At 63.0% G+C, this 25,360-nt stretch carries 22 protein-coding genes; 13 read left to right on the top strand and 9 right to left on the bottom strand.

What is annotated here, in order from left to right; translation table 11 throughout:
• Window positions 1–10 precede the first annotated feature (10 nt).
• The 10 genes from pnuC to UB43_RS19500 all read left to right on the top strand — a co-directional run bounded on the left by pnuC (window position 11) and on the right by UB43_RS19500 (window position 11,395).
• Window positions 11–604, top strand: coding sequence for a nicotinamide riboside transporter PnuC (gene pnuC, locus UB43_RS19535; RefSeq protein ID WP_045214292.1), 594 nt, complete (start codon window positions 11–13; stop codon window positions 602–604).
• Window positions 605–612: 8 nt separating this feature from the next.
• Window positions 613–1,350, top strand: coding sequence for a UTRA domain-containing protein (locus UB43_RS19530; RefSeq protein WP_045214289.1), 738 nt, complete (start codon window positions 613–615; stop codon window positions 1,348–1,350).
• Window positions 1,351–1,464: 114 nt separating this feature from the next.
• Window positions 1,465–1,626: a hypothetical protein gene (locus tag UB43_RS29850; RefSeq protein ID WP_089285704.1), complete on the top strand. Its 162-nt coding sequence runs from the start codon at window positions 1,465–1,467 to the stop codon at window positions 1,624–1,626.
• A 3-nt stretch (window positions 1,627–1,629) separates the two neighbouring features.
• Entirely contained in the window at window positions 1,630–2,259 is a 630-nt protein-coding gene (locus UB43_RS19525; protein WP_045214287.1) for a helix-turn-helix domain-containing protein, read from the top strand.
• A gap of 113 nt (window positions 2,260–2,372) precedes the next feature.
• Window positions 2,373–4,811, top strand: a complete 2,439-nt coding sequence (locus UB43_RS19520; protein WP_082085872.1) for a type VI secretion system Vgr family protein — start codon at window positions 2,373–2,375, stop codon at window positions 4,809–4,811.
• Entirely contained in the window at window positions 4,796–5,623 is an 828-nt protein-coding gene (locus tag UB43_RS19515) for a hypothetical protein (protein ID WP_052969574.1), read from the top strand. Before UB43_RS19520 ends, UB43_RS19515 begins: the two co-directional genes overlap by 16 nt.
• A 16-nt stretch (window positions 5,624–5,639) precedes the next feature.
• Complete coding sequence (locus UB43_RS19510; RefSeq protein WP_156160454.1) at window positions 5,640–8,801, top strand: hypothetical protein; 3,162 nt, start codon at window positions 5,640–5,642, stop codon at window positions 8,799–8,801.
• A 3-nt stretch (window positions 8,802–8,804) separates the two neighbouring features.
• The gene (locus UB43_RS19505) at window positions 8,805–9,785 is read left to right on the top strand and encodes a tetratricopeptide repeat protein (protein WP_052969573.1); all 981 of its coding nucleotides are present in this window, start codon (window positions 8,805–8,807) and stop codon (window positions 9,783–9,785) included.
• A 27-nt stretch (window positions 9,786–9,812) separates the two neighbouring features.
• On the top strand, window positions 9,813–10,820 hold the full coding sequence (locus UB43_RS29605; RefSeq protein WP_156160453.1) for a hypothetical protein: 1,008 nt from the start codon (window positions 9,813–9,815) through the stop codon (window positions 10,818–10,820).
• Window positions 10,821–10,837: 17 nt separating this feature from the next.
• The gene (locus UB43_RS19500; protein WP_045214284.1) at window positions 10,838–11,395 is read left to right on the top strand and encodes a LemA family protein; all 558 of its coding nucleotides are present in this window, start codon (window positions 10,838–10,840) and stop codon (window positions 11,393–11,395) included.
• A 162-nt stretch (window positions 11,396–11,557) separates the two neighbouring features.
• Here the strand turns inward: UB43_RS19500 and UB43_RS19495 are convergent, their stop codons facing one another.
• The gene (locus UB43_RS19495) at window positions 11,558–12,073 is read right to left on the bottom strand and encodes a hypothetical protein (RefSeq protein ID WP_045214282.1); all 516 of its coding nucleotides are present in this window, start codon (window positions 12,071–12,073) and stop codon (window positions 11,558–11,560) included.
• Between the two features lie 438 nt (window positions 12,074–12,511).
• Between UB43_RS19495 and UB43_RS19490 the strand changes: the two genes are divergently transcribed.
• Window positions 12,512–12,970 (top strand): DUF3574 domain-containing protein, encoded by a 459-nt coding sequence (locus tag UB43_RS19490; RefSeq protein WP_045214279.1) that lies wholly within the window; start codon window positions 12,512–12,514, stop codon window positions 12,968–12,970.
• Entirely contained in the window at window positions 12,970–13,836 is an 867-nt protein-coding gene (gene speE / locus UB43_RS19485) for a polyamine aminopropyltransferase (protein ID WP_045214277.1), read from the top strand. The genes UB43_RS19490 and speE overlap by 1 nt, the downstream gene beginning before the upstream one ends.
• On the opposite strand, the gene UB43_RS19480 is transcribed toward speE, so the two are convergent.
• From UB43_RS19480 to UB43_RS19450, 7 genes are all read right to left on the bottom strand, one after another.
• The gene (locus UB43_RS19480) at window positions 13,821–14,273 is read right to left on the bottom strand and encodes a DUF3574 domain-containing protein (protein WP_045214276.1); all 453 of its coding nucleotides are present in this window, start codon (window positions 14,271–14,273) and stop codon (window positions 13,821–13,823) included. The genes speE and UB43_RS19480 overlap by 16 nt on opposite strands.
• Window positions 14,273–15,649 carry an APC family permease gene (locus UB43_RS19475; RefSeq protein WP_045214273.1) on the bottom strand — a complete coding sequence of 459 codons (1,377 nt, stop codon included), beginning with the start codon at window positions 15,647–15,649 and terminating at the stop codon, window positions 14,273–14,275. Before UB43_RS19475 ends, UB43_RS19480 begins: the two co-directional genes overlap by 1 nt.
• Window positions 15,650–15,712: 63 nt before the next feature.
• Window positions 15,713–18,094 carry a TonB-dependent siderophore receptor gene (locus UB43_RS19470; protein WP_045214271.1) on the bottom strand — a complete coding sequence of 794 codons (2,382 nt, stop codon included), beginning with the start codon at window positions 18,092–18,094 and terminating at the stop codon, window positions 15,713–15,715.
• Between the two features lie 370 nt (window positions 18,095–18,464).
• The gene (locus tag UB43_RS19465; protein WP_045214268.1) at window positions 18,465–19,154 is read right to left on the bottom strand and encodes a sulfite oxidase-like oxidoreductase; all 690 of its coding nucleotides are present in this window, start codon (window positions 19,152–19,154) and stop codon (window positions 18,465–18,467) included.
• 10 nt (window positions 19,155–19,164) lie between these two features.
• Window positions 19,165–20,220 (bottom strand): substrate-binding domain-containing protein, encoded by a 1,056-nt coding sequence (locus UB43_RS19460; RefSeq protein ID WP_045214266.1) that lies wholly within the window; start codon window positions 20,218–20,220, stop codon window positions 19,165–19,167.
• A 28-nt stretch (window positions 20,221–20,248) separates the two neighbouring features.
• Entirely contained in the window at window positions 20,249–21,271 is a 1,023-nt protein-coding gene (locus UB43_RS19455; protein WP_045214264.1) for an ABC transporter permease, read from the bottom strand.
• A 13-nt stretch (window positions 21,272–21,284) separates the two neighbouring features.
• Window positions 21,285–22,817, bottom strand: coding sequence for a sugar ABC transporter ATP-binding protein (locus UB43_RS19450; RefSeq protein WP_045214261.1), 1,533 nt, complete (start codon window positions 22,815–22,817; stop codon window positions 21,285–21,287).
• A 266-nt stretch (window positions 22,818–23,083) separates the two neighbouring features.
• On the opposite strand from UB43_RS19450, the gene yghU reads away from it, so the two are divergent.
• The gene (yghU, locus tag UB43_RS19445) at window positions 23,084–23,920 is read left to right on the top strand and encodes a glutathione-dependent disulfide-bond oxidoreductase (RefSeq protein WP_045214258.1); all 837 of its coding nucleotides are present in this window, start codon (window positions 23,084–23,086) and stop codon (window positions 23,918–23,920) included.
• A gap of 661 nt (window positions 23,921–24,581) precedes the next feature.
• Here yghU and ycaC read toward each other — a convergent pair.
• On the bottom strand, window positions 24,582–25,211 hold the full coding sequence (ycaC, locus tag UB43_RS19440; RefSeq protein WP_045214256.1) for an isochorismate family cysteine hydrolase YcaC: 630 nt from the start codon (window positions 25,209–25,211) through the stop codon (window positions 24,582–24,584).
• Between the last annotated feature and the right edge of the window lie 149 nt (window positions 25,212–25,360).

The following is a 25,360-nucleotide window of genomic DNA, read 5'->3' as shown; positions in this document are numbered from 1 at the left end:
TAAGCGCAAGATGTCTGCTCTGGAAATCATCGCGGTGATCGTCAACGTGCTCGGCGTCTGGCTCACCGCAAGGCGCATCCGCTGGTGCTGGCCGGTGAACGTGGTCGCGGTGCTGCTCTACGCCTGGATCTTCTTCAGCGTGAAGCTCTACTCCGACATGCTCCTGCAACTGGTCTTCGTGGTGCTGCAGTTCTACGGCTGGTGGCAGTGGAGCAAGGGTGGCAGCGACCACGGCAAGGTGCGCGTCGAACGCCTGCCCCTCTCTACCGCTATCACCAGTTGCCTGGCCGGTGCCGTGGGCGCCTTCGCCCTGGGCTGGGCGATGCACACCCACACCGACGCCGCCCTGCCCTGGATGGACGCCGCGCTGACCGCCTTCAGCCTGGTGGCGAGCTTCTGGGCGGCGCGCAAGTACGTCGCCAGCTGGTGGCTGTGGATCATCCTCGACGTGCTCTACACCGGGGTCTTCCTCTACAAGGCGCTGTACCTCACCGCCGGGCTCTACGCCGGCTTCGTGGTGCTGGCGATCTACGGCCTGCTGGCCTGGCAGCGCGAGCTGCATGACGAACCGCCCAGCGCTCCGGCACTGGCCGGCAACTCCTGAGAAACGCCATGCTCTACCAGGCCATCCCGCCGCACTACGCGCGCATCCGCGACCAGTTGGCCGCGGACATCGCCCAGGGGCGCTTCCTCGCCGGGCAGAAACTGCCTCCCGAGCGCGACCTCGCCGAGCGCTTCGACTGCACCCGCGTGACCCTGCGCCAGGCCCTGCAGCAGCTGGAAACCGAAGGCCTGATCTACCGCGAGAACCGCCGCGGCTGGTACCTCAGCCCGCCGCGCATCGACTACGACCCGACGCGGCTGGTCAGCTTCATGGACTACGTGCGCCGGCAAGGCCGCGAGCCGCTCACCGAATGCCTGAGCGCCGAACGCCGCCGTGCCGGCGCCTGGTTGGCCGCGCGGATGAACCTGCCCTCGCCGGACGAGCCGGTGTTCCGCCTGCACCGCCGCCGGCTGATCGACGGCCGCCCGGTGCTAGTGGAGATCAACACCCTGCTCGCCAGCTGGTGCCCGGACCTGCTCGATGCGCGCCTGGACCGTTCGCTGACCACCGTGCTGCGCGAGCGCTTCGGCAAGGTACAGACGCGCTGCACGCTGAACCTGCGCCTGGGCACGGTCAACGACGACCAGGCCGAGCTGCTGCAACTGGCCTGCGGCGCCAGCAACCTGGTACTGGAGCGGCTGAACTACGCCGAGGACGGCCTGCTGGTGGAATTCGACCAGGAATTCTGGCGACCGGACGCGGTGTCCGTGGCCGTGCAGGCGGATTTCCCGTCGCGGCCGTTATAGCCGAATAAGTAATTACCAAATGCAAATTCAGTATTTCTAGTTCTAATAGAATCGACGCTAGGCTAGCTCCAACTTCACCGCAACCGGCTTGTCTGCAAGCCTTCTGGAGCCGCCATGGACCGCACCGACAACATCATCGACCTCGCCCGCCACCGCACGCGCCGCCAGGCACGCCGCCAGGCCGAGCTGATGTGGATGCTGTACGCGCAGCGCGCCGGCTACGACGCCTTGCAGATCGTCCAGCAGAGCCGCGACAGCGGCCGCCGCGAGGCCTGATCCATGGGCCTGCCGCTCGCCACGGAGTTGCCCGCCGTGGCGTTTGATCCCGCGCCCGACACACCCGAAGACCCCATCGGCGAGCGCGTCGCCAGCAACCTGCTGCGCCTGCGCGCCAAGCGCAACCTCTCCCTCGACGGCCTCGCCCGCCTCTGCGGCGTGAGCCGCACCATGCTCGCGCAGATCGAATCCGGGCGCAGCGTCCCGTCGATCAAGGTGCTGTGCAAGATCGCCCAGGGCCTGAAGGTCTCGGTCGCCGCCTTTCTCGACGACCGCGCCTTCGAAGGCGTGGCCGTACTGCCCGCGCGCGACAGCAAGCGCCTGGTCAGCGGCGACGGCGCCTTCGTCAGCCGCGCCCTGTTCCCCTTCGACGTCTCGCGCCAGGTGGAATTCTACGAACTGCGCCTCAAAGGCCTGGCCACCGAACACTCCACCGGCCACGCGCCGGGCACCCAGGAAAACCTGGTGGTCGCCCAGGGCGTGCTGGAAATCAGCGTCAACCAGGAACGCTTCCTCCTCGGTACCGGGGACTCCATCCTGTTCTACGCCGACCAGCCGCACAGCTACCGCAACCCGTCGGACAGCGAGGCGGTGGCGTATCTGGTGACGACCTATGCGGAGCGGTTGGACTGAGGCTGAGTCCCTCACGCTTGACGAACGATCAGACGCGGTTTCCAGACGGGTCTGACTGACAAGGCGATTGCCTAACTGGCGGGATAGTCGTTCCCCTGGAACGGACGCCTGCCATGCTCATCAACGCCGCTCACCGCTTCTTCGACCACAGTCGCCATACCCTCAGCATCAGGGACGTTGACGCACCGCTGGATGTCCTGGCCTTCAGCGGCAATGAAGCCCTCAGCCAGCCCTTCACCTACCGCATCGAATTCACCAGCACCCACCGCGATCTCCCGGCCGACGCCTTCCTCTGCAAGGACGCCAGCTTCAGCCTGCGCGCGCCGCCGGAGCAGTTGGGCATTCCCGGCTACACGCCGCCAATCGCTCCGCCCCTGCGCACGCTGTACGGCACCATCACTCGCTTTGCCCTGCTGGCCTACTCGCGGGATGAGTCGCGCTACAAAGTGACTTTCGTGCCGCGCCTGAAGCTGCTGGGGCTCGCCCGCCAGTACCGCCTATACCAGAACCAGAGCGTGCCGGAGATCGTCGAGCAGGTGTTGCGGCGCAACAACTTCGCCGGGCAGGATTTCCTCTTCCAGCTGACCCGCGAGTACCCGCAACGCGAACAGGTGATGCAGTACGGCGAGGACGACCTGGCGTTCATCCAGCGCCTCACCGCCGAGGTCGGCATCTGGTACCGCTTCAGCATGGACGAGCGCCTGCGCATCGAGGTGCTGGAGTTCCACGACGACCAACGCCACTACCTGCCCGCGCCATCCCTGCCGTTGCGTCCGCTGTCATCGCTGGAGTCCAGCGGGCAGGATGCCGTCTGGGGCCTGCAGAGTCGCGATGAACTGGTGCTGCAGCAAGTCAGCAACCGCGCTTATCACTACCGCGATGCCGGCGCTTCGCTGGATGCACAGATCGACCTGCTCAAGTCGCCGCAAACCACCTATGGCGAGGCCTATCACTACGGCGAGCCGCACCAGACGCTCGGCGACGCCTACGCCCAGGATGAAGACCTGGAGAGCGAAAGCGGCTACTTCTACGCGCGCCTCGCCCAGGAGCGCTACCTCAACGGCCGTACGCGCCTGACCGGCAGCACCAGCAGCCCCGTCCTGCTCCCCGGCCAGGTGCTGAAGCTCGATGACATCGACGAAGCCTTCGCGCCCGGTGCAGTGATCGTCCGCCTGCACAGCCGCGCCGCCCGCGACCGCAGCTTCGAGGTGCAATTCGAGGCCATTCCGTATGACGAACAGATCTGCTTCCGCCCCGAAGTCCCGGCCCGGCCGGTGATCGCCGGCAGCATTCCCGCGCGCGTCACCAGCCCCGAGCCCAACGACCTGTATGGCCACATCGACAAGGAAGGCCGCTACAAGTGCCACTTCCTTTTTGACCGCGATACCTGGCCGGCCGGGCGCGAGAGCCTGTGGTTACGGCTGGCGCGGCCCTATGCCGGCGACACCTATGGCCTGCATTTTCCGCTGATCCAGGGCACCGAAGTGCGCGTCGAATTCGAAAACGGCGACCCGGACCGCCCCTACATCGCCCACGCCATGCACGACTCGCGGCACCCCGACCTCGTCACCCTGCAGAACTACAAGCGCAACGTCCTGCGCACGCCGGCCAACAACAAACTGCGCCTGGATGACACGCGCGGCCAGGAACACATCAAGCTCTCCACCGAGCACAGCGGCAAGAGCCAGCTCAACCTCGGGCACCTGGTGGACGCACAGAAACAGAAACGCGGCGAAGGCTTCGAACTGCGCAGCGATGGCCACGGCGCCATACGTGCCGGCAAGGGCCTGTTCATCAGTGCCGACGCGCAGCCCGGTGCCCAAGGCCAGAGCCTGGACATGCAGGCAGCCCTGCGGGAGTTGCAGGAATCCTTCGAACAACTGCGCAACATGGCCCGCGACGCTGCCCTCGCCATCGTCGAGGCACCGGACCTCTACGCCCCCGAACAACTCAAGGGCGCCCTCGACCTGCTGCAGCAACCCGGCATCCTCGCCAGTGCACCTGACGGCATCGCCCTCACCAGCGGCCAGCACCTGCAGATTGCCGCCGCGCAGAGCCTGCTCGCCACCGCTGGCGGCAACATGGACGTCAGTGTGGTCAAGCGCTTCACCGTCGCCGTCGGCCAGAACATCAGCGTCTTTGTGCGCAAGCTGGGCATGAAGCTCTTCGCCAACCAGGGCCCGGTGAGCATCCAAGCGCAGAACGACCGCCTGGAACTGCTCGCCCGCAAGGCCGTGGACATCGTCAGCACCGAGGATGAAATCCGCCTCACCGCCAAGAAGCGCATCGTCATCAACGCCGGCGGCAGCTACATCACGATGGACAACTGCGGCATCGAATACGGCACCCAGGGCGACCACCTGATCAAGTCGGCGCATTTCGACATGCGCGGGCCGGCGGGCCTCGCACCGGAATTGCCGACGCTCCCCGGCGCCGAAGCCGAGGCCCCTGCTGCACCGCCCCCGATACCACGCAGTCTCGAAGGGCCGGTTTGCGGCAAGCAAACCAATGGTGTCTGCACGCGGGAGGACTGCCCATGCCTGCGGGGTTGAATGCCTTTCTCGCCCGACTGGAGCGAGCTGACAGCGGCCCCGGCGAGGGCACCCAGCTGTTCATCTTCGATCAGAGTCAGAGCCCGGAACTGACGGGCTCGCTGCGAGCCAGCAGCCTTGGCCTGCCCTATACCGCGCTGCCCCTGTTCGCCGGCACCGGGAACCTGCATATGGCCAGCCACGGTCCGCTCTGGTGCCAGTTTCCAGCAAACTCCACGCTGTCCCGTGGGGCGTTGTACCGCGCCAGCAAATACGTCAACGGTATTGCCCTGGAGGCCGACGAATCTGTCGTCGCCCAAGTACACGCCCGCGACCTGCTCTATCTGCACGAAGGTGCAGGCCTGAGCCTCTCCGCCTACTACCGCCCGGCGAAATGGGCCGCCCTCGCGCTCACCGCCCAGCCCGGCCTGTTCGGTCCCTGGCGCCGCGTCTACAGCCCAGCCCCCAAACACATCGGTAACCCACGTGGCGCCTGGTTGTGCTGGGATGCCCCGGCCGCGGGCGATCCACTCAAGCCGCCGTACCGACAGCCTCCCGAGACCGCCGCCACCCACCGCACCCTGCGCTGGCTGTACTGGCTCGACCAGCACTTCGAGGCTTTTGGCCAGCCAACATCGGCGCAATTGCCCGCGCTGCTGAGCAACCTCGAATTCCTCACCGAGCACGACATCATCGAGGCCGATTGGCTGCTCAACCTAGCCAAGCTGTGCCTGGGCGGATCGTTGGCCAAGCGGGCGGATGTCCTGAACATCCTCGAAGAGCCAAACGCCGCGTTCAACCACTACCTGCAACTGCAAGCGCTACGCCCTTGAAAGGACTCCGGCATACATGAGCACCCAATCTCCCGCGCCATCCGAAAACCAACCCACCAGCAGCCCAGTTACAGTCCTGCAACTTCCCCCAAAATCCGGCAGCGCCTGCCAGCCTGCATCAGGCGAGCAATTCGGCACCCCTCGCGTGCTCTGCTCGCCGGTCTTCGACGACATTGTCTACGCACCCAGCGAAGACCCGACATCCAGCACCAACGATGACAAATCGGCTTTCTGGTTGCTACCCGCAGCGGCGGCCAATGCAATTCGCCAGAAATCCCGTGAGCTCAGTGCCCTCATCAGCACGGAAAAACCCCTGGAGGAGCGCCAGAAGGGGCTGGACGACAGTGGTTTGCTGGAATACTTCCTTGACCCGCGCTTGAGCCAGTTTCTCGTCGGTGAGCAGAAGGCCCGGATGGAGCGGTTCGAGGAAAAAGAGCCCCGACTGTTGGAAACTTTCAAATCTGAGTACGCCGCGCTATTCACCGATCCACGTAATCAGGCTTCCTCCCTCTACACCCAGCGCCGTGCGGAACTCGAGGAGTGGGACCAGCTACGTAAACTGGCCATCTTCAAGGCCCAGAGTCAGGGCTACACCTACCGCGACGGGCTGTTCTTCACCGCCGAAGCCGAGGCCGCGCGCAAGGCCGTGCAGGCCTACAACGAAGCGCGAGCAAAGTTGATTAGCCAATACGGCTCGCTGGCCAAAGCCCTGAAGCAAATGGGCGAAGTATTGTGCGAATTCAAGACCCGTTACGAAGAAGCCACTCAATGCATCGGCGAATACCGGGAGTGCCGCGGAGAACTCATCGGCGTGCTGCTCTGGATGGATGGGCGCAAGAGCCTGTTCAACTACATCGGCTTGATCTCCCAGGTCGCCAACTATGGCTTGGCCGTACCGGAGTTCGCCCTCATCGATACCCAAGGGAAGGTCGCCAGCGGTATTGCCCGCTTCCATCAGTACATCGCGACACTGGATGCGCAGCGCAAAGTTGAGTCAGAGTTGCGCAGCAAGTACCAACGCTGGGTCGCCGCCAGTGCCCAGAACGTTGCCCCTCCCGCCGGCCTGCTCGACCAGGAGCGCGAGCAGTGGGACCAGTTACAAGTCCGGATGGACGAGCTCCACCAAGCGGCCATCGACCAGGTCGCCCGCGACAAGGTGCGTCGCCACCTGCTCTGGAACCCCGAAAGCTTCGTGCCCAAACCGCTGGACCGCCTGGTCAAGACCGGCTTCCCGCTGCGCGAAGTCAGTTGGCCCTTCAGCCTAGAAACGCCCATGCACCACATCAGTCTCGACATGCTCAAAGGGTTGAAAAAACTCCCAGGCAACAGCAACGGCAAGGCCGCCAAGGACCACGCCACCGGCGACTTTCACGATTGGCTGATCGAGAACGGCGCCCTACGGATCCCCGCCCAGGGCGACTGGTTCGACAAGGAAGGCTGGTTCGATGGCGATGCCTTCCACCGCTACCTGCAAGCCCAGCACTACCAGGTTAAAACCCTCAGCACCGCCAAGGCCCGCGAAGACTGGAGCAAGCAACTGCGGCAAATGCTCTTCAAGAAAGACGCGCAACAAGGTCTGAGGTTGTTCGACAATAGCCCGTCGGCAGCACTGGTCCGCTTACTCACCCCCCCGCAAAAAGACCTGCAAACCGGCGCGGTGGTCAAGAAAGCCCTGTTTTCACTCAGCGGCGAACTGAGCCTGGACATCAACCTCGCACGCGGCGAGGTGGAGATCTTCAAGTTCGACCTGCCCGAACGCAGCCAGGCGCAGGAACTACCGATTCCCTATCGGCTCAGCGGCGACCCTACTCCACGCGCCATGAACATTGGCAAATTTTCACTGCATCTTTCCATGCGCGCCTGGGGATTTGCCGGCGCCTCTGCGCTGCTCTCCGGTGCCTTGAAAATCGGCGTCGGCAACGCCGGCTATGGCGCCAGCCTGGACCCCATCCAACCAGCCACTCGCAAGCCCGGCACAGCCAGCATCGCCGCCACCGCCAGCAACGAACCCAAGACCACCGGGCTCGGCAGCAAGGTCAAGATCGAAGATGGCGCCAAAGCCGGCTTCAACCTCTTCGCCGGCGTACAGGCTGGCATCCTCGCCACCGGAGCCCTCAACTGGGCACCGCCCAAAACCCTGGTCTCACTCAAGCAAATCCCAGCCATGCCCGGTCAGGCCACCCCCGACAGCGAGTGGCTCAGCGTGGCCCGGCTGGAAGGCGGGCTGGGTGCGGCCATTGGCATTGGCCTCAAAGGCGACATCGGCCTTTCCGTCAGCAAGGGCTGCCTCATCCTCCGCCTCAAGGCCGCGGTGATCGCCGGCCCCGGCATACAGGGCAGCCTCTCCTTCGCCGTGGGCTATGAAGCCATCACCGACCTGCTCAACCTAGTGCGTCGCGAACTACACAACAACCAGCAGAAACGCATGGAATGGATCACCGATGACGCCATGCAACTGCTCGCCCGGCTCAACCTCGCCGGCGCCCTGGGCATCGATGTCGGCATGCTCTACCTGCTCAACCACGCCAACAAACAGCTTGATACAGGACTGAGGATCGCCGATGCGGTGATGTCGCTGTACGAAGCCATTACCTCGGGCGGCAAGGGCGGGCCGATTGCGCACGCGATTCTTAATTATGAGAACCAGGATGAGCTCCGGCGTTGGGTGGTGGAGTGCATTCCGGAAGGACTGGGCCCTTTACTGATGACGCTGATCTCGACACCCAAGAGCTTTGACGTCACAGAACAGATCAGTACTCATCAAGGAACACAAGGACGTAAAGAGACCTTTACCCAGGAACAGTCCCACCTACTCCAGCAGCAAGCCATCGAACGAATACTGAAATGGATTATTGATAATGTCGGAAGCACGCCAAATGGTGTTATCGATGCACAAAAGCAATTCGACCAGGCCTGCTCGCGAATGAATCGATTTGGCAGTTACGAACCCCAAGGGCAAGTTTACTGCGATAATCGATTTAAAATGGATGATTTCATGAGGAAAGCACCAGATATTGATGAAGCAAAGACACCTACAAATAACTCCATGCGAATTCGATACGCAGAATGCGTGAAGTTACTCGGCGCACTCCGAGATAGCCATTGCAGAATTACAAATTACTATGGCGTGACTTATTTGCCAGGTGGAAATAGTGTCTACACTGGACCGAGGATCTAGAGAGTGATATTTAATAAATTCATTACACTCCTCGCACTGGTGATGACTTATACATTGGCACTGGCTGGCCAGCTTACGCCAGAACAACAAGCCGCCAAACTTCGAGGAATCACTCTATACAATCAGTACAAGGCAATTTCAGCCGAGCCCTTTCTTAAAGTTGCAGCAGAGGCCGGAGATCACGAAGCTCAATACTACTTAGGAGAGGCAATACGTTTAAATAAGCGCTATATGACCGCCGAGGCGGAAAAGTGGTACACCGCCGCTGCCGATCAAGGGGACTACTATGCCATGTACCGGCTCTCAGGCAAGGGCAGCGATTTATGCGCAGCTATGGGCAATTGCCCTAAAGGCCAAAAATCGGCGGGAGATTGGCTACTACAAGGCCGAGAGACAGCTAAAGCATTGGCTGAAAAAGGCGATGTCGAGGCAATGTACGTGCTTCACTTTCTGACCAATGATGATACGTGGCTGGAAAAATCAGTTGCTGGCGGTTACCCAATCGCTCAGTGGTACTTGGCTACTCAGTATAAAGAAGGGGAAGGATTCTTTCTATTTCCATGGAATCGCTCGGCGCGTATAAAGGAGTTATTCAAACAATCTGCTGAAGGAGGATATCCCATGGCTATGTTCGCGCATGCTGGAGCATTCCAGAAAGAAGGTGACTTGAAGAGCTCTCAAATTTGGCTGAAAAAAGGTGCTGAGACTGGCTATGAGTCCATGTTTGGTGATTACGCCTACTCGCTTTCCGACCCCAACAATAGATGGGGCCTCGAAACAGACTACGTTAAAAGCTATGGTTTGATGTCGCTAATACTGGAACTCAACGGCGGAGGCAATGTACTTGAATTCACCCAGGAAACTCTCAAGAAAATTGCCACTCACTTGACCCCCGAACAGATTGAACAGGCCAAAAAGATCAGCGCCGAATGGAAGGCCACCCATCCGCCGCTGTCGTTCTTCCCCGGCAAGCTGGGCTACTGAACTAGCGAGTGCATAAAGGAAACAGCCATGTTCGATAGCGAAAGCGACAGCATCAGCGGGGTACTCAGACAAGTAGAGGAAGCAGCAGATTCGGCCAGGAGCCAAGAAGAACTGGTAAAGGCCGTGGATATAGCCTGCCAGTATCCCGTATCACTTTACCCCAACAAAACGGTACCGATTATCCTGATTATTTGCGGAGCACTGGTAGCAGCCATTGCTCTTTTAGGCTCAGACGGAAATCCATCCGACAAAGCAATTTTTGTGAGCATGCTAGCCTTGACGGCGTCATTCATTGGCGTTGCGATGCTCATGCAACAAAGCAGCCAATCATCTGACATCTCACACAAGATTGCACAGCTTTCATCGTACTTTTCAAATAGCCTGGCGGCATTTGACGGTACTTCTTCGAACAATTTACTTGACTTGAGGGAAAAATTTAGAGACTACAGACGAGGGAATCAAGGTGAACTCTTCCTCTCGCTGACAGGGGAGTATCACGGGGAGATACATGAACTCACCTACAAGCTTTACAAGTTAAAATACTACAAGAGCGCACTGGATACTCGTGACGATAAGGCGCAGGAAAAATACCGTTATAGCCTTATCATTGACTTTCCCTGGGTAAAAAATATTTATGTGCGTTCTGACCCAGTGGGAGAAGCAACTTATCCAATCACCTGGGAGACATCATCTCCAGACTTCAACGATAAGTTCACTCTTTCGGGACACTCTGAGATCGAGTGTTCTAAATTCGCAAAACCAGCATCACTGCAGCATATTACCCTCATGGGAACTGAGTTCCAAAATTTGAATCTTGAATTCTCCTCAAGCGGCACTCTTTGTGTCAGCCTGGACAATGACATCCTGCAATTCAAAGATATCGGCATTACCATCCTAGCTAGGCACCTATTTATCTCAAAGATCAAGGAAGGCATTGAACTGCCACAGCTTCAACGACTGCTCAGCATGACTCACAGGCTAGCAGAGTATTATGATGATAATTTCGAAGTACCCAGCACACCAAGATCCCCATAAGCAAGGAACGAGTAGCCATGGAATTACTTATCATTATCTTAGTCGCTGCTGTCGCTATACCCTTCAGTCTTTACAATGGAATAGTTGGCACCCACAACGGCGCACAGCGCGCCTGGGCCGATGTATTGACTTATGAAAGGGGGAAAACAAAGATTCTTGATGCCATAGGCGAGTCAGTTTCTGCCTTCAAGGCGCACGAACAGTATCTATTGGAGAAAACTACACAGCTACGCAGTGCAGTTGCTAGATTGCCTCAGGCCGCGGACGGCAGTTCGCTGGTTGATGTACAAGCAGCCACAAAAGAATTGCGAAGCGCTCTGACAGTGACTATCGAGGCTTATCCCGTCCTAAAATCAAGCGACTTGTTCAAGGGGCAATTACGGGAAATAAGCGAGCAGCAGGAAAACGTAGCGGCCGCCATCGCCATTTTCAACAGGAAAGTTGAGTTATTCAACAATTCAATCCAAATGTTCCCAAGCTCATTGATCAATGACCTTCTTAACAAGAAGTCTCCGATCCTTGCTTTCAAAGACGAAGCCGCCTCTTCCAGCTTTGATTATCGACCAAACTTCTAATGCACAAAAAAACCAGCTTAATGATTACGTATTTATTCTCTGCCACTCTTTGTGACATCAGCCGTGCCTAGGGCAAAAGTGCGTCCACCTTTTTCAGCCCCCAAGAATACAAAAGGCCCGGCGGGTTCCCCCGCCGGGCCTTTTCATTTCAGCGCCCTGCAATCAGCAGGTGCAGCACATTATCGGCATGCCGTTGCAGCTCATCATCATGGGCATGCCGCAGTCCATCATCTTGTTCATCAGCTGGCAGCAGTTCTTCAGCATGTCCAGGCTCATGCCCTGCATCGGCATCATCTTGCACAGCATCATGTCGCCCTGCAGGGAGCACTCCATCATGCACTTCATGGCGGGCATGCCCATGTTCATACCCATCATCGGCATCTGCATCATCGGGTTCATCATGCCCATCATCGGCATCATCGCCATGGCCGGCTGGGACAGGCCCATCATCATCAGGTTGCCGCAGTGCATCATCATCGGCATGCCGCAGTTCATCATCATCGCCATCATCTCGGCGCTGTTGCGGAACAGGGCCATTTCCATGCCCATGGCCGGCTTCATGCGGCACAGCATGCCGTCGTCGAGCATCTCGCATTCCATGGTCGCCATCATCATCGGCATGCCCATCATCGGCATCATGGCGTTGGTGTTCATCGGCATCTGCATGGCGTTCATCATGGTGGAGCTCCCTGAATCGATTGGAATGAAGTGCTGCGAATGGGGCCGATTCTAGGAAGGTGCGGCGGCGGGACAAGATGGCGAGGGAACGACGGTTTCTGTCGTGTCTTCCCGCAATTCGGCTTCGATGATGTCGGTGTTGTTCGTGATAGTTTCAGTTACGACTCTAAAACGAATTCCAGCGAATCCTTGAAGTGACTTTCGGCAACATGGATATCCCATCCAGCGCTTAGCAAAGAACCGTAGTGAATATTGAATCTAACCAACTCGCAAAAACTTCGCTTCGGGCGGCTATCCTCGTCCTAGAGCGCTTCCATGACAATTCACGAGTCTCAAGCTCCGGCATATGAGAATGCTTTTTTAATATTTAAGGAAATAACAGACGAGCTTCTATAGTGGCGATCTGGTCCAACTGTCATCCCATCGCAAGGAAGTCCCATGCTCCGCCACCTGCTCGCCGCCAGCCTCGCCCTGGCGCTGTTCGGCTGTGCCACCCCGCCCGCTCCTTCCGTCCATACCACCAATCCTTCCACTTCCACCCTCCAGGGCGATCCCACGCGGCCGGCACAGGCGCAGTGGCTGCGTACCGAGCTGTATTTCGCGCTGGGCCAGGAGAACGGCAAGGAGAAGATCAGCGAGCAGCGCTGGCGGCAGTTCCTCGACCAGGAGGTAACGCCGCGCTTCCCGGACGGCTTCACCGCCTACGATGCCTACGGTCAGTGGCGTGACCACGGCGCGCCGGCGCCGGAGCGCTTGAGCACCAAGGTGATCGTGATCCTGCATGAGGACAGCGCCGCGCGTGGCCAGGACATCGAGGCGATTCGCCTGGCGTGGAAGCGCATCACCGGCGACCTCTCCGTGCTGCGGCTGTCGCAACCAGCGCAGGTTTCCTTCTGATGAGTGAATTCCGCGAAACGCTGTACGAGGGTTACGCGCAGGCGCTGAGCGTCGATGAGCCGATCTACCAGGGCAATACCGGCCAGCAGGAGGTGCAGGTGTTCCGCAACCGGCGCTTCGGCCGTGTGCTGACGCTGGATGGCGTGGTGCAGACCACCGAGGCGGACGAGTTCGTCTACCACGAGATACTCGCCCATGTGCCGATCCTCGCCCATGGCGCGGTGCGCCGCGTGCTGGTGATCGGGGTGGGCGATGGCGGCATCCTGCGGGAAATCGTGCGGCATGCCGGCATCGAGGAAATCGTCGCGGTGGAGATCGACCCGCAGGTGGTCGAACTGTGCCGCGAGCTGCTGCCGAATCACTCGGCCGGCGCGCTGGACGACCCGCGCCTGCGGCTGATCTACGCCGATGGCCTGGAGTACCTGGCGCAGAGCCGCGAGAGCTTCGACCTGATCCTTTGCGACTCCACCGATCCAGGCGGCCCGGCCGCCAGCCTGTTCACCGCTGCGTTCTACCGCAACTGCCAGCAACGCCTGGGCGCCAGCGGCATCCTTGCCACACAGAATGGCGTGCCCTTCCTCCAGCCCGAAGAGCTGGGCGGCACGGCGCGGCAGCTGGCGGACAACTTCGCCGACTGGGGTTTCTTCCACGCCGCGGTGCCGACCTACATCGGCGGCAGCATGGCCTTCGGCTGGGCGTCGAACAGCGAGAAGGTCCGCCGCACCGACCTGGAAACCCTGCGCCAGCGCTTCGCGAAAAGCGGCCTGGTGACCCGCTACTACACCCCCGAGGTACACCAGGCGGCGTTCGCCCTGCCGCGCTACATGCTCGACCTGATCGAGGCCGGGCTTCAGCGCGACAGCTGAGGGTTGTCCAGGCGCTGCGGCGTCCAGTCCGGGTCGCGCGCTCGAACCGGGCTGCTGACCTGCAGCACCGCGGTGCCGAAGCGCTGCTTGAAGTCCGCGCCGATCTGCGCCAGCGCCTGGCGGGTGTAGGGGTTGTCGGCGTGGATGAGGATCAGCATCCGCGACGGCAGCTTCTCCGGCCCGCCACTGGGGCCGCGCCACTGGCCGTGCAAGTCGAGCCAGCTCAGGCCATCGGGGAAACGCGGCGTCACCTCGCGGGCGAGGAAGTCTTCCCACTGCGACAGTTCCACCGCTTCCAGGTACAGCTCGGTGCGCAGCATGCGCCGGCCGCTGGCTTCACCACTGGCGCTGGCAGACGGCTCATTGAGCCACAGGCCGACCAACGCCGCCAGTAGCACAGCCACGGCGCCATTGCGCCAGAGTGCCTTCGCGCGCATCACGCCCCCTCCTCCGACCAGTTTTGCGCCTGCGCCGCTCGCGGGCGCAGGATCAGTTGCAGCACGGCGCCCAGCGCCAGCACACCGACGCCGAGCAAGGCGCCCCAGCCGACAAAGGCGACGCTGGAATACAGCATGTACAGGCACACGGCGAGGAAGCCCAGCGGCAGCCAGGGGTAGAGCGGCACGCGGATCGGCCGCGGCACTTCCGGGTGGCGGCGGCGCAGGACGATCAGCGCCACGCTGCTCAGGCTGAGGAACAGCCAGTACACCGGGGTCATGTACTCCACCATGGTGTTGAAGCCGTGGCCGCTCCAGCCGCCGACCGCGATCAGCAGCAGCGCCACCACACCCTCGGCCAGCAGTGCGGCGCGCGGTACGCCGTGGCGCACGTCCCAGCGGCCGAGCACACGCAGCGCCGGTACATCGCTCGCCGCGGCGTAAGTCGTGCGGCTGCCGACGATCAGCGTGGAGTTGATGCTGGCGACGGCGGAGACCACCACCACTGCCATGATCAGGCCGATACCCGGCGCGCCAAAGGCCAGCCCGAGCAGTTCCAGGGCCGGCGCTCCGCTGGCGGCGAGACCGTCGAAGCCCAGGCCGCGAATGAACGCCCAGTTCAGCGCCAGATAGATCAGCAGCAAGGCCGCCAGTGCGCCAAGCATGGCCGTGAAGATACCCCGGCGGTTGTCACGCAGCTCCGCTGACAGCGTGGCCGCGTCGCTCCAGCCACCGAAGGCGAGGAACACGTAGATCAGCGCGGCGGAGAACCCGGCCACGCCGACCTGCTCCGGTTCCACCGGCGGTGCAACGGGCGGGACGAACCCGCGCCACTCCAGCCACAGGCCGGCCCCGACTATGCCGAGAAAGCCCGCCGCCACCAGCACCACCAGCCCGGCCTGGGTGCCGAAGCTGGTCCGCCAGCCGACGAGGTTGAGCGCCACCAGCGCGGCCACCAACCCGCCCGCCAGCAGCACGTTGCCCAACTGGCCGAGGCCGAGCAAGGCGCTGAAGTGATCGGCGAAGAGGAAGGCCATCAGCGCGATCCACCCGGTATGCAGGATGGCGAAGCGCGACCAGGCGAACAGGAAGCCCACCCGCTGGCCGTAGGCGCGTTCGAGGAAGTGGTAGTCGCCACCGGGATGGGCGAAGGCCGAGGCCATTTCCACGTAGCACAGCGCGCCGACCATCGACAGCAGGCCGCCGAGAATCCACACCAGGTAGAAGTGCTCCTGGCCGACGTTGAGCGCCACGGTGGGCGCGGTCTTGAGGATGTCGCTGGTGATCACCATGCCCAGCGTCAGCAGCAGCGCGTGGACGGCGCCCAGGTGCCGGCGCGGGCCGGCCGGCTTGTCAGCGGCGAAGTTGTCAGCCATGAGTCGGCTCCGCAAAAGGAGTCGGGGCCGCAATGCGGCCCCCGTGATTTTCAGAAGAGCGGATCAGAACGAATAGCTCGCGCGGGCGTAGTAGTACGCGCCGTTGGAGCCGATCGGCGAGAGCACGTCGTACGGCAGGTTGCCGCCGTAGTTGATCTCGGAGCTGGAGCGTTCCGGGTAGTTGTCGGTGAGGTTGTTGCCGCCCACCGCCAGGCTGAACTGCGGGGTGAACTTGTAGGCCACCTCGGCATCCAGCTGCCACACCGCGCCGTAGGTCTGCTCCGGGTGGTAGCCATCACCGAAGTCGAACACGCGGGTGGTTTCGCCCTGCCGGGTCAGGCGACCGAGCAGGTTCCACTGCGCGTCGCTCCAGGTGGTGGTGAGGATGAAGCGATCCTTGGGGGCGGCATCGGTCAGGGTGTTGCGCTCCTCCACGCCGACCAGCGCGTCCTCGCCGATACCCAGGTTGGAGAGCTGCTGCGGAGTGGCCTTGGTGCTGCGCACCTTGGTGTGGTTGTAGGTGTACGCGGTGGTCACGCCCAGTTGCCCGCCAACGAAGGGCTGGTGGTAGTTGAGCACCAGCTCGGCGCCATCGGTGCGGGTGTCGGCGGCGTTGGTGAAGAAGTTCACGTCATGCACGCCGGCCACGCCGAAGTTGTCCTGGATGAACTGTTCCATGGCATCGCTGCCGATGCGCTGGGACAGGGTGATGCGGTCGTCGACGTCGATGCGGAACACGTCGAAGGACAGGTCGAAACGCTCATTGAGCTGCGCGGTCAGGCCCAGGCTGAAGTTCTTCGAGGTCTCCGGGTCGAGCTTCTCGGCGCCCAGCGCGCGGGCGATCGGGTCGTTCACCGAGAGCACGCGGATATCGGTGAGCGTGCCGCCGTCGCCGAAGTTGCTGGTGGTGCTCTGGTAGCCGACCTGGGCCAGCGAGGGCGCACGGAAGTTGGTGGACGCCGCGCCGCGCAGGGCCAGTACCGGAGTCAGCTGATAGCGCCCGCTGAGCTTGCCGGTGAGCTTGCTGCCGGCATCGTCGTAGCGCTCCCAGCGGGCAGCGGCATCGACGAAGAACTGGTCGGTGAGATCCCCCGACAGATCGATGTAGGTGCCGAAGACATTGCGGTCGATATCCGACTCTTCGCTGGGGCGCAGGCCGTTGGCGCCGTCTGCGCCAACGCCGTAGTACGAGGCCTCGTCGCCGGCGGTGGTGAGGTAGTTTTCGTAGCGGTATTCACCACCGAGCGCGAGCACGAAAGGCCGCCCGGCAAGGCTCAGCTCGCGGCTGAGGTCAAGGTTGGCGACGCTCTGGCGCAGCTCGTAGTCGCCGGTGTCGAAGCGAGTCGGTGTGTCTTCGCCGAGCGAGGCGTTGAGCGTGCGCCGGGTCGAGGATTCGAAGCGGTTGCGGCCGTGGGTGACGCTGGCGTCGTAGTCCCAGGTATCGGCGATCAGCCCCTTGTAGCCGAGGGTGCCGGAGAGGTCGAGGTTGTCGCCCAGGGACTGCGGCAGGTAGCCGTTGGGGTAGATCTCCGGGTGCTCGTCCGGGTAGCGATAGAACTCCGCACCGGTGGTGTGGCGCTCGTTGTACAGGCCGAAGGAATAGAGCTTGCCGCCACCCAGCGCGAGGTCGCCGTTGAACCAGGCGTTGACGTCCCGCGCCAGGCCATCGCCCATCACGTAGTTGCGCTGGCCGGGGGTGTCGGCGAAACCGTCGTAGCCGGCGCGGTTGGTCGGTTCGCGGTTGATGAATTCGGCGCCGCCACGGATGAAGCCGTCTTCGCCCAGCCGCGTGCCGGCCTTGGCCGCGGTGTAGGAGTTCTGCCCGTCGGTGGTGGTCTTGCCGATGGCGTCCTGGTGGGTGTGGTAGGCGCCGTAGCTGGTGGTGACCTCGCCGCCTTCGGGGGCATCGTCGAGGATGATGTTGATCACCCCGGCGATGGCGTCGGAGCCGTACTGCGCACCGGCGCCGTCGCGCAGCACTTCGATGCGCTTGATGGCGCTGATGGGGATGGAGTTGAAGTCCACCGGCGCGGTGCCGCGGCCGATCTTCGACGAGTCGTTGACCAGCGCCGAGGTGTGCTGGCGCTTGCCGTTGATCAGCACCAGCACCTGGTCGGGGCTCATGCCCCGCAGCTGGGCGGCGCGCACGTGGTCGGCGCCACCGGAGTTGGACTGGCGCGGGAAGTTGAAGGACGGCAGCAGCGTCGCCAGGGCCTGACCCAGCTCGCCGCCGACGGCGCCGGTGGATTGCAGGTCCTGCGCGGTAAGGACGTCGACCGGTACGGGGGAATCCAGCAGGGTGCGGTTGTTTCCGCGGGTGCCGGTGACCAGCACGGTCTCCAGCTTGGTGGTGGCCTCGGGGGTCGACGAAGTTTCGTCGGCATGCGCGGAGGCCTGGGCGATGACCGAGGCCACCGCAACGGCAATAAGGGAACGGGATAACACGCGAAATACTCCTGTCTCGCTTAAAGAGCGCCACTCGCCGTTGGCGGCGAGTCCGGAACTCCGCTTTTTGGGTTCTTTTGACTTGAGCGGCTGGTGTCGGAAGTCCGGAAACCGCGAGCGACTGTCCTCCGCTCAGGTGGAGAAAACAGTGCTCGGGAAAACGCTCCAGGTGTCACGGCCGGTCTCTTTTCGTGATGAGCGAAAAGGCGCGGCTCTCGGTATCGCGGGTCATCCCTGACCCGATGGGGAAGGCGTCATCCTAGCTAGTGGCAGAATGCTTTCAAACGAATAAAAAATGCTTTGTTTATAACTAGTTACAGTGTTGTCCCAGCAACAGCCCCGGGTGTTTGCCCAGCAACAGCCGGGCCTTTCAATCGAAGGCCTTGCGCTCCCATTCGTCCTCGGGAATATCCAGCGCCGCGCCAGAAAAACGCTCCTCACGGAACGGGTCAGCCTCGTTGTGGAAGCCATTGCGTTCCCAGAATCCGAGACGATCGCTGTCGCTGAAGTGCAGCTCGCGCAGCCACTTCGCACTCTTCCAGAAATAGCGCCCGGCGATCACCAGCCGCAGCGGCCAGCCGTGCACCGGGGTCAGCGGTTCGCCGGCGTAGTGCGTGGCGAGCAGGCTGTCCGGACGCAACAGGTCCTGCAGCGGCAGGTTGGTCTCGTAGTCGTGATCCGCATGGGCCATGACAAATTGCCCAGTCGGTTCCACACCGTAGTGCGCGAGCAGGTCGGCCAGGTGCACGCCACGCCACGCGGTATCGAACTTCGACCAGCGCGTGACGCAATGGATGTCGCAGACCAGCTCGCGCTGCGGCAAGGCCAGCAGGTCGTCCAGGCTCAGTTCCAGCGCCTGCGGCGGCTCTTGCGACAGCCTGTGCGACAGCGCGCCGGAGAGGCGCAAGCGCCAGGTCTCGCGCGCGTACTCCGGCACCTCGCCCTCATGGAGGATCGGAAAGCGCTCGGTCAGCACCTGCCCCGGCGGCAGGCGCTCGCCGTAACGCGGGTCGCCCTTGGGCGAGCGCGCCTTCTTCAGGCGCCGGGCCTTGTCGTGCATAGCCCAGTCCTCAGTTCGCCAGCGGGATCCACGGCGCCTGCGCGACCTTCTGCGCCTCGCCGAAGGCCGGCACCTTGCGCGCCAGGTCGCGGACGTTCTTCACGTCCAGGTCGAGCAGTTGCTGGCGGGTGATCAGGGTCGGCGGCACCAGCACCTGCTCGCCGGGATTCTCCCCGGCAATGCGCAGCGCCAGGCTGCGCACGCTGATGGCACCGGCCACTTCGGGATTGACCGCGGCGGTGGCGCTCCAGGCGCTGCCCTCCTCCTTCATGATCTGGATGTCGGCCGTGGAGATGTCGGCGCTGTAGATCTTCACCTGCTTGCCCAGCCCGGCTTCGTCCACGGCGATCTTCACGCCCTTGGCGAACTCGTCGAAGGGTGCGAAGAACACGCTGATGCCAGGGTTGGCCCGCAACACCGCGCTGGCCTGGTCGGCCACCGAGTTGGCGATGGGCGCGTTGAGCGTGCCGAAGCGCGCCTTCTCGACGATACCGGGGTTCTCGGCCTTCACCTGGCGCCAGATTTCGTCGCGGCGCTCCATGGGCGTAAAGCCGTCGATGTACACATAGCCAGCGTCGAATTTGTTGCCGTTGTCCTGCAGTACCTGCTTGAGCGCCAGGCGTGCCAGCTCGCGGTGATCCTGCTCGACGCGGGTAATGCGCGGGTCGTTCACGTCGACGTCGAAGGTCACCACCTTGATGCCCTTGGCCAGCGCCTTGTCGATGGAATCCTTGAGGGTCTCCGCCAGGCCGAGCTGGACGATGATGCCGTCCACGCCCAGGTCGATGGCCTGCTCCAGCATCTCGCGCTGGGTGGCCGCCTGCTGGCGGGCATCGAACACGCGCAACTTCACATCCAGCGCGTCGGCCTGCTTCTCCACGCCGCGCAGGTAGGCCTCGGGAAAGTCGCCGGAGAACAGGTAGCCGACCAGCGCGATCTGCACGCCGCCCTTGTCGAAAGGTGCCGGCGCGCCGGGCAGGCCAGCGGCTTCGGCAGTAGCTGCGCCGGACAATAAAAGCCCGGCGGCGAACAGTGCGCGCAGGGATTTGGCAGGGGTGAACTTCATCCGTTGAATCTCCGAAATAAGGTGACGATCAGCGCCCGCGCCGGGCCAGACCGAAGGTGAACATCAGGGCCGAGACCAGCACGGCGCCCTTGACGAAATCCTGCGCGTAGTAAGGCGCGTTGAGCATGGTCAGGCCGTTGAGCAGGGTCGCCACCAGCACCGCGCCGACCAGGGTGCCGAAGGCATTGGGCTTCTGCGCGCCGAGCACGGCGAAGCCGATCAGCGCGGCACCGAGGGCATCGAGCACCAGTCCGTTGCCGGAGCTGACATCACCCCGCCCCAGGCGCGCCGCCAGCAGCAATCCACCCAGCGAAGCGAGCAGCGCCGAGAGCACGTAGGCGAGCAGCTTGTAGCGCTCGACCGCCGCGCCGGCGAGACGCGCGGCCTGCTCGTTGCCGCCGATGGCGTAGAACAGCCGACCCGGCCGCGTGCGTTCGAGGAACAGCCAGACCAGCAGCGCGCAGCCGAGCATCACCACCACGGGCACCGGCACGCGGTCCCACAGCTGCGCGCGACCCAAGGCGAGGAACCAGCTGGCGAAGGCGCCTGGCGCTTCGTCGCCGTTGGGCAGGGTCATGCCGACGGCGATGGAGCGGCCGCCGGTGGGGATCAGCTGCACGCCGACCACCAGGAACATGCTGCCCAGCGTGGCGAGGATGTCCGGCACGCGCATGCGCACGATCAGCCAGCCATTGAGCAGCCCGACCAGGGTGCCAAGGCCGAGGCTGACGAGGATCGCCGCGAGCGGGCCCCAGTCCAGCACCACCATCACGTAGCTGGCGCTCATCAGGCTCAGCGCCGCGACCGCGCCGATGGACAGGTCCAGCCCGCCCACGGCCATGCTCAGGGTCACGCCCAGGGCGAGCAGCGCGACGATGGACACCGACTGCAACACCAGGAACAGGTTGCCGACCCGCAGGAAGGCCGGCTCCAGCAGCGCGAACACCAGCACCAGCAGGGCCAGCAGCAGGAGCAGCGCGTAGTGGATGAGGAAGTCGAGCAAGCGTGCGACGAGCGACGTCGCTGGGCTGCCCACGGCAGTTCTGGACACGCACGGCTCCTTTCTAGATACGCGCAGTTTCCTGGCGTGAAGGGTTGGATGGGGTGAGATGGGCAACGATTTCGCTGCGCTGCAGGTCGTGCCGGGGTAGCTCGGCGACCACCGCGCCGTCGCGCACGACGAGGATGCGGTCAGCGATTTCCAGGGCCTCGTCCGGGTCGCTGCAGATCACCAGCGTGGCGCGGCCGGCGGCACTGGCGCGGATACGTTGGCCGATGTCGCGGCGGGCACGCACGTCGACGCCCTGGAAGGGTTCGTCGAGGATCAGCACGCGGCCCTGCCCCAGCAGCCAGCGGGCGAGAATGACCTTCTGCTGGTTGCCGCCGGAAAGCAGCTCCAGCGGGAACTCAATGCCGGGCCCCTTGATCCCGAGTGCGGCGACCTGCTCGGCGACTTTGGTGCGCTCGGCGTTGCGGTCGATGAAGCCGAAGCGGGTGAAGCTGCGCAGGAATGGCAAGGTCATGCTGGCGCGCACCGAGAAACCGGGCACCCGCGAATTGCGCGCGCGGTCTTCGGCGGCGAAGTAAACGCCCGCGGAAATCGCTTCGCGCGGCGTCCGGGGCAGCCAGTCGCGGCCATCGAGGCGGATCGATCCGGCGTGGTGGCGGCGCAGGCCGAACAGCACTTCGGCGATCTCGCTCTTGCCGGCGCCGAGCAGGCCGGTCAGGGCGACCACCTCGCCTTCGTGCAGGTCCAGCTCGAATGCCGCGTTCCGGGCTTCGAGCTGCCAGTCGCGCAGGGACAGCACGGTCCTGCCCCGCTCCGGCGGCTGCAACTGCACGTCGCCCAACGCGGCGCCGAGCATGGATTCCACGGCGGCGGCGAGGTCCAGCGGTGCGGCGAACTCCCCGACCAGGCGGCCGTCCCGCAGGACCAACGCACGGTCCGCCACGCGCTGTAGATCGGACAGCCGATGGGAGATGTAGAGGATCGCCACGCCGCGTTCGCGCAGGTGGTCGATGAGATGGAACAGGCGCTCGGCTTCGACGGTCGACAGCGATGCAGTGGGTTCGTCGAGGATCAGCAGACGCGTTTTCAATGCCAGCGCGCGGGAGAGGATCACCAGTTGCCGCTCGGCGGTGCCGAGGCTTTCGATGGGTGCCTGCAGTGGCAGCTTCAACTGCAGGCCGGCGGCGATTTCGGCCGCGCGCCTGAGCGCTTCGCCCGGGCGGAAGACCAGGGAGCCGGAGGCGCCGCAGAGCTCGTCCAGCAGGAGGTTTTCCGCGACGCTCAGGCCGGGCACCACGCCCTGTTCCACCTGCTGGTGCACCGCGACTATGCCGTGGCGCCGGGCATCGTGAGGCGAGGCGAAACGGACTGCCTCGCCATCGATCAGCAACTGCCCGGCATCGTGGCCGTGGGAGCCGGCGATGATCTTCACCAGCGTCGACTTGCCCGCGCCGTTGGCGCCAAGCAGGGCGAGGACCTCGCCGGGGCGAATATCCAGCTCCAGATCGGCCAACACGCGGTTGTCGGCAAAGGACTTGCCGACCCCTTCGAGGCGGATGAATGCGGCGGGAGCAAGCTGGGCGGACATGGGGCTCTCTGTACGAGACGCGATTCGGCGCGGAAGAGCGAGAGCGCCATTTCAGAGCTTCGCCATTGGACTGAGCGGCGATTCTTTTATAATCTCAAATCATGCATCAACTTATTTTTAATATCGTTTATGCATAAGCTAACAACCACCTCGCCGAGATCCCCGCCACTGTTCGCCCAGCAACAGTGGCCGAGAAAAAAGCGCCTGACGTGCTGGCGAGCGGGCGGTTAGCATCCCCACAGTCAACCCTGAAGCGAGATTTCGAGATGGCGAACGATACCTACACTCCACCCCGCGTCTGGACCTGGGACAAGAGCAACGGCGGCGCCTTCGCCAGCATCAATCGGCCCATCGCCGGCCCGACCCATGACAAGCAGCTGCCACGCGGCAAGCACCCGCTGCAGTTGTATTCGCTGGCCACGCCCAACGGCGTGAAAGTCACCATCCTGCTGGAGGAACTGCTGGAGCTGGGCGTGGCCGGCGCCGAGTACGACGCCTGGCTGATCAGGATCGGCGACGGCGACCAGTTCGGCAGCGGCTTCGTCGGGATCAACCCGAACTCGAAGATCCCGGCCCTGCTGGACACCAGCGTCACGCCGGAACAACGCGTCTTCGAATCCGGCTCGATCCTGGTCTACCTCGCGGAGAAATTCGGCCATTTCCTGCCCAGGGACCTGGCCAAGCGCACCGAGACGCTGAACTGGCTGTTCTGGCAGATGGGCAGTGCGCCCTTCCTCGGCGGCGGCTTCGGCCACTTCTACGCCTACGCGCCGGAGAAGTACGAGTACCCGATCAACCGCTACGCCATGGAGGTCAAGCGCCAGCTCGACGTACTCGACCGCCAGTTGGCCGAGAACCGCTACATTGCCGGCGACGAATACAGCATCGCCGACATGGCGATCTGGCCCTGGTACGGCGCGCTGCTGAACAACCAGGTGTACGAGGCCGCCGAGTTCCTCGACGTGGAAAGCTACACCCATGTGCGCCGCTGGACCGACGAAATCGCCGCGCGCCCGGCAGTGCAGCGCGGACGGCGGGTGAACCGTACCTGGGGCGATGATGCGTTGCCGGAGCGGCACAGTGCGGAGGACTTTACGCGCTGAGTTGCCTGACGTTACTCCTCTGCAGTTGGATGGCGATCGCGGACGGAGTCCGCTCCCACGTAGCCTGATGTTTTTGCAGGAGCGGACTCCGTCCGCGATTGGCCAGCCAGCGACCTCGGTTCAAAGGTTCGCGAGCAAGCTCGCTCCTACAGGAACTCCATGCGCCGCGCCCTGGCTCTGGCTCTGGCTCTGGCTCTGGCTCTGGCTTGAGAAGTCTTCCAGAGAAACACCCGCGCACTCCGGATCGCCCCGTTCAGGAGGCCTCGTTGGATTGGAGTTTCAGGGGTTGAGCGGCATGGATGCCGCGAGAGCCGCGATGGGCCAGGGATGGCCCTTCGCGGCGTGCCCCTGAAACTTCGATTCAGCGAGGGTATTTTTCGCCCCAAGCGAAAAACCGGATGTCCGGGGCAAGACCTTTGGTTACTTTGCGTCGTCTGGCAAAGTGACTCGCCCGAGGGGGCGAAACAGGAAGTTCGCGCGCACGCCGAAGCGGCGCAGGAAACAAAGGCACGAGGCAGACACATCGCGGACAAAGTCCGCTCCTACGAACAGGCACCGTGCCACGGCGGTTCGCGAGCAAGAACTAGGCGTGCCCCTCGCTCCTACAAAAAAGCAAAACCGGAGCCTGCAGGAGGCTCCGGTTTTGGTTACGCCGGGAGAGTTACTTGCCCGCAGTCAGCGCGTTGTAGCTGGTCATCAGGTTCCGGTAATCCGGGATGTGGTTCGAGCACAGCGCCGCCAGGCCTTCGATATCGTTGCGCCAGTCGCGGTGCAGCTCACAGGCCACGCCGAACCAGGTCATCAGTTGCGCACCGGCCGCTTCCATCCGGCGCCAGGCGGCGTCGCGGGTCATCTCGTTGAAGGTGCCGGAGGCGTCCGCCACAACGAACACATCGAACCCTTCGGCCAGGGCCGACAGCGCCGGGAACGCCACGCAGACCTCGGTCACCACGCCGGCGATGATCAGCTGCTTCTTGCCGGTGGCCTTCACCGCCTTGACGAAGTCCTCGTTGTCCCAGGCGTTGATCTGGCCGGGGCGGGCGATGTACGGGGCGTCCGGGAACTGCGCTTTCAGCTCGGGGACCAGCGGGCCGTTGGGGCCGGTTTCGAAGCTGGTGGTGAGGATGGTCGGCAGGTTGAAGAACTTGGCCAGGTCACCCAGGGCGAGGACGTTGTTCTTGAACTTGTCCGGATCGATGTCGCGGACCAGCGAGAGCAGGCCGGCCTGGTGGTCGACCAGCAGGACGGCGGCATTGTCTTTGTCCAGGCGGTTGTAGGTGGCGTTGGTCATGGTGAAATCCTCGATTTGCTTTCAGTGGGTGCCGGCTGAGCCGGGAAGTGGGTTTGCAGTGCGTCACTGCATGGGAAGAGAGATTAATTTCGACGCCTTTTCTCCACCAGACGGCAAAAATCGCTTCTAGCGTTCCATTTTCAGAACGA

It is taken from the genome of Pseudomonas sp. 21 (assembly GCF_000955805.1).
GTDB lineage: Bacteria > Pseudomonadota > Gammaproteobacteria > Pseudomonadales > Pseudomonadaceae > Pseudomonas.
Note: the sequence above shows the minus strand (reverse complement) of the source record. Positions and strands in the feature narration are given on the sequence as shown.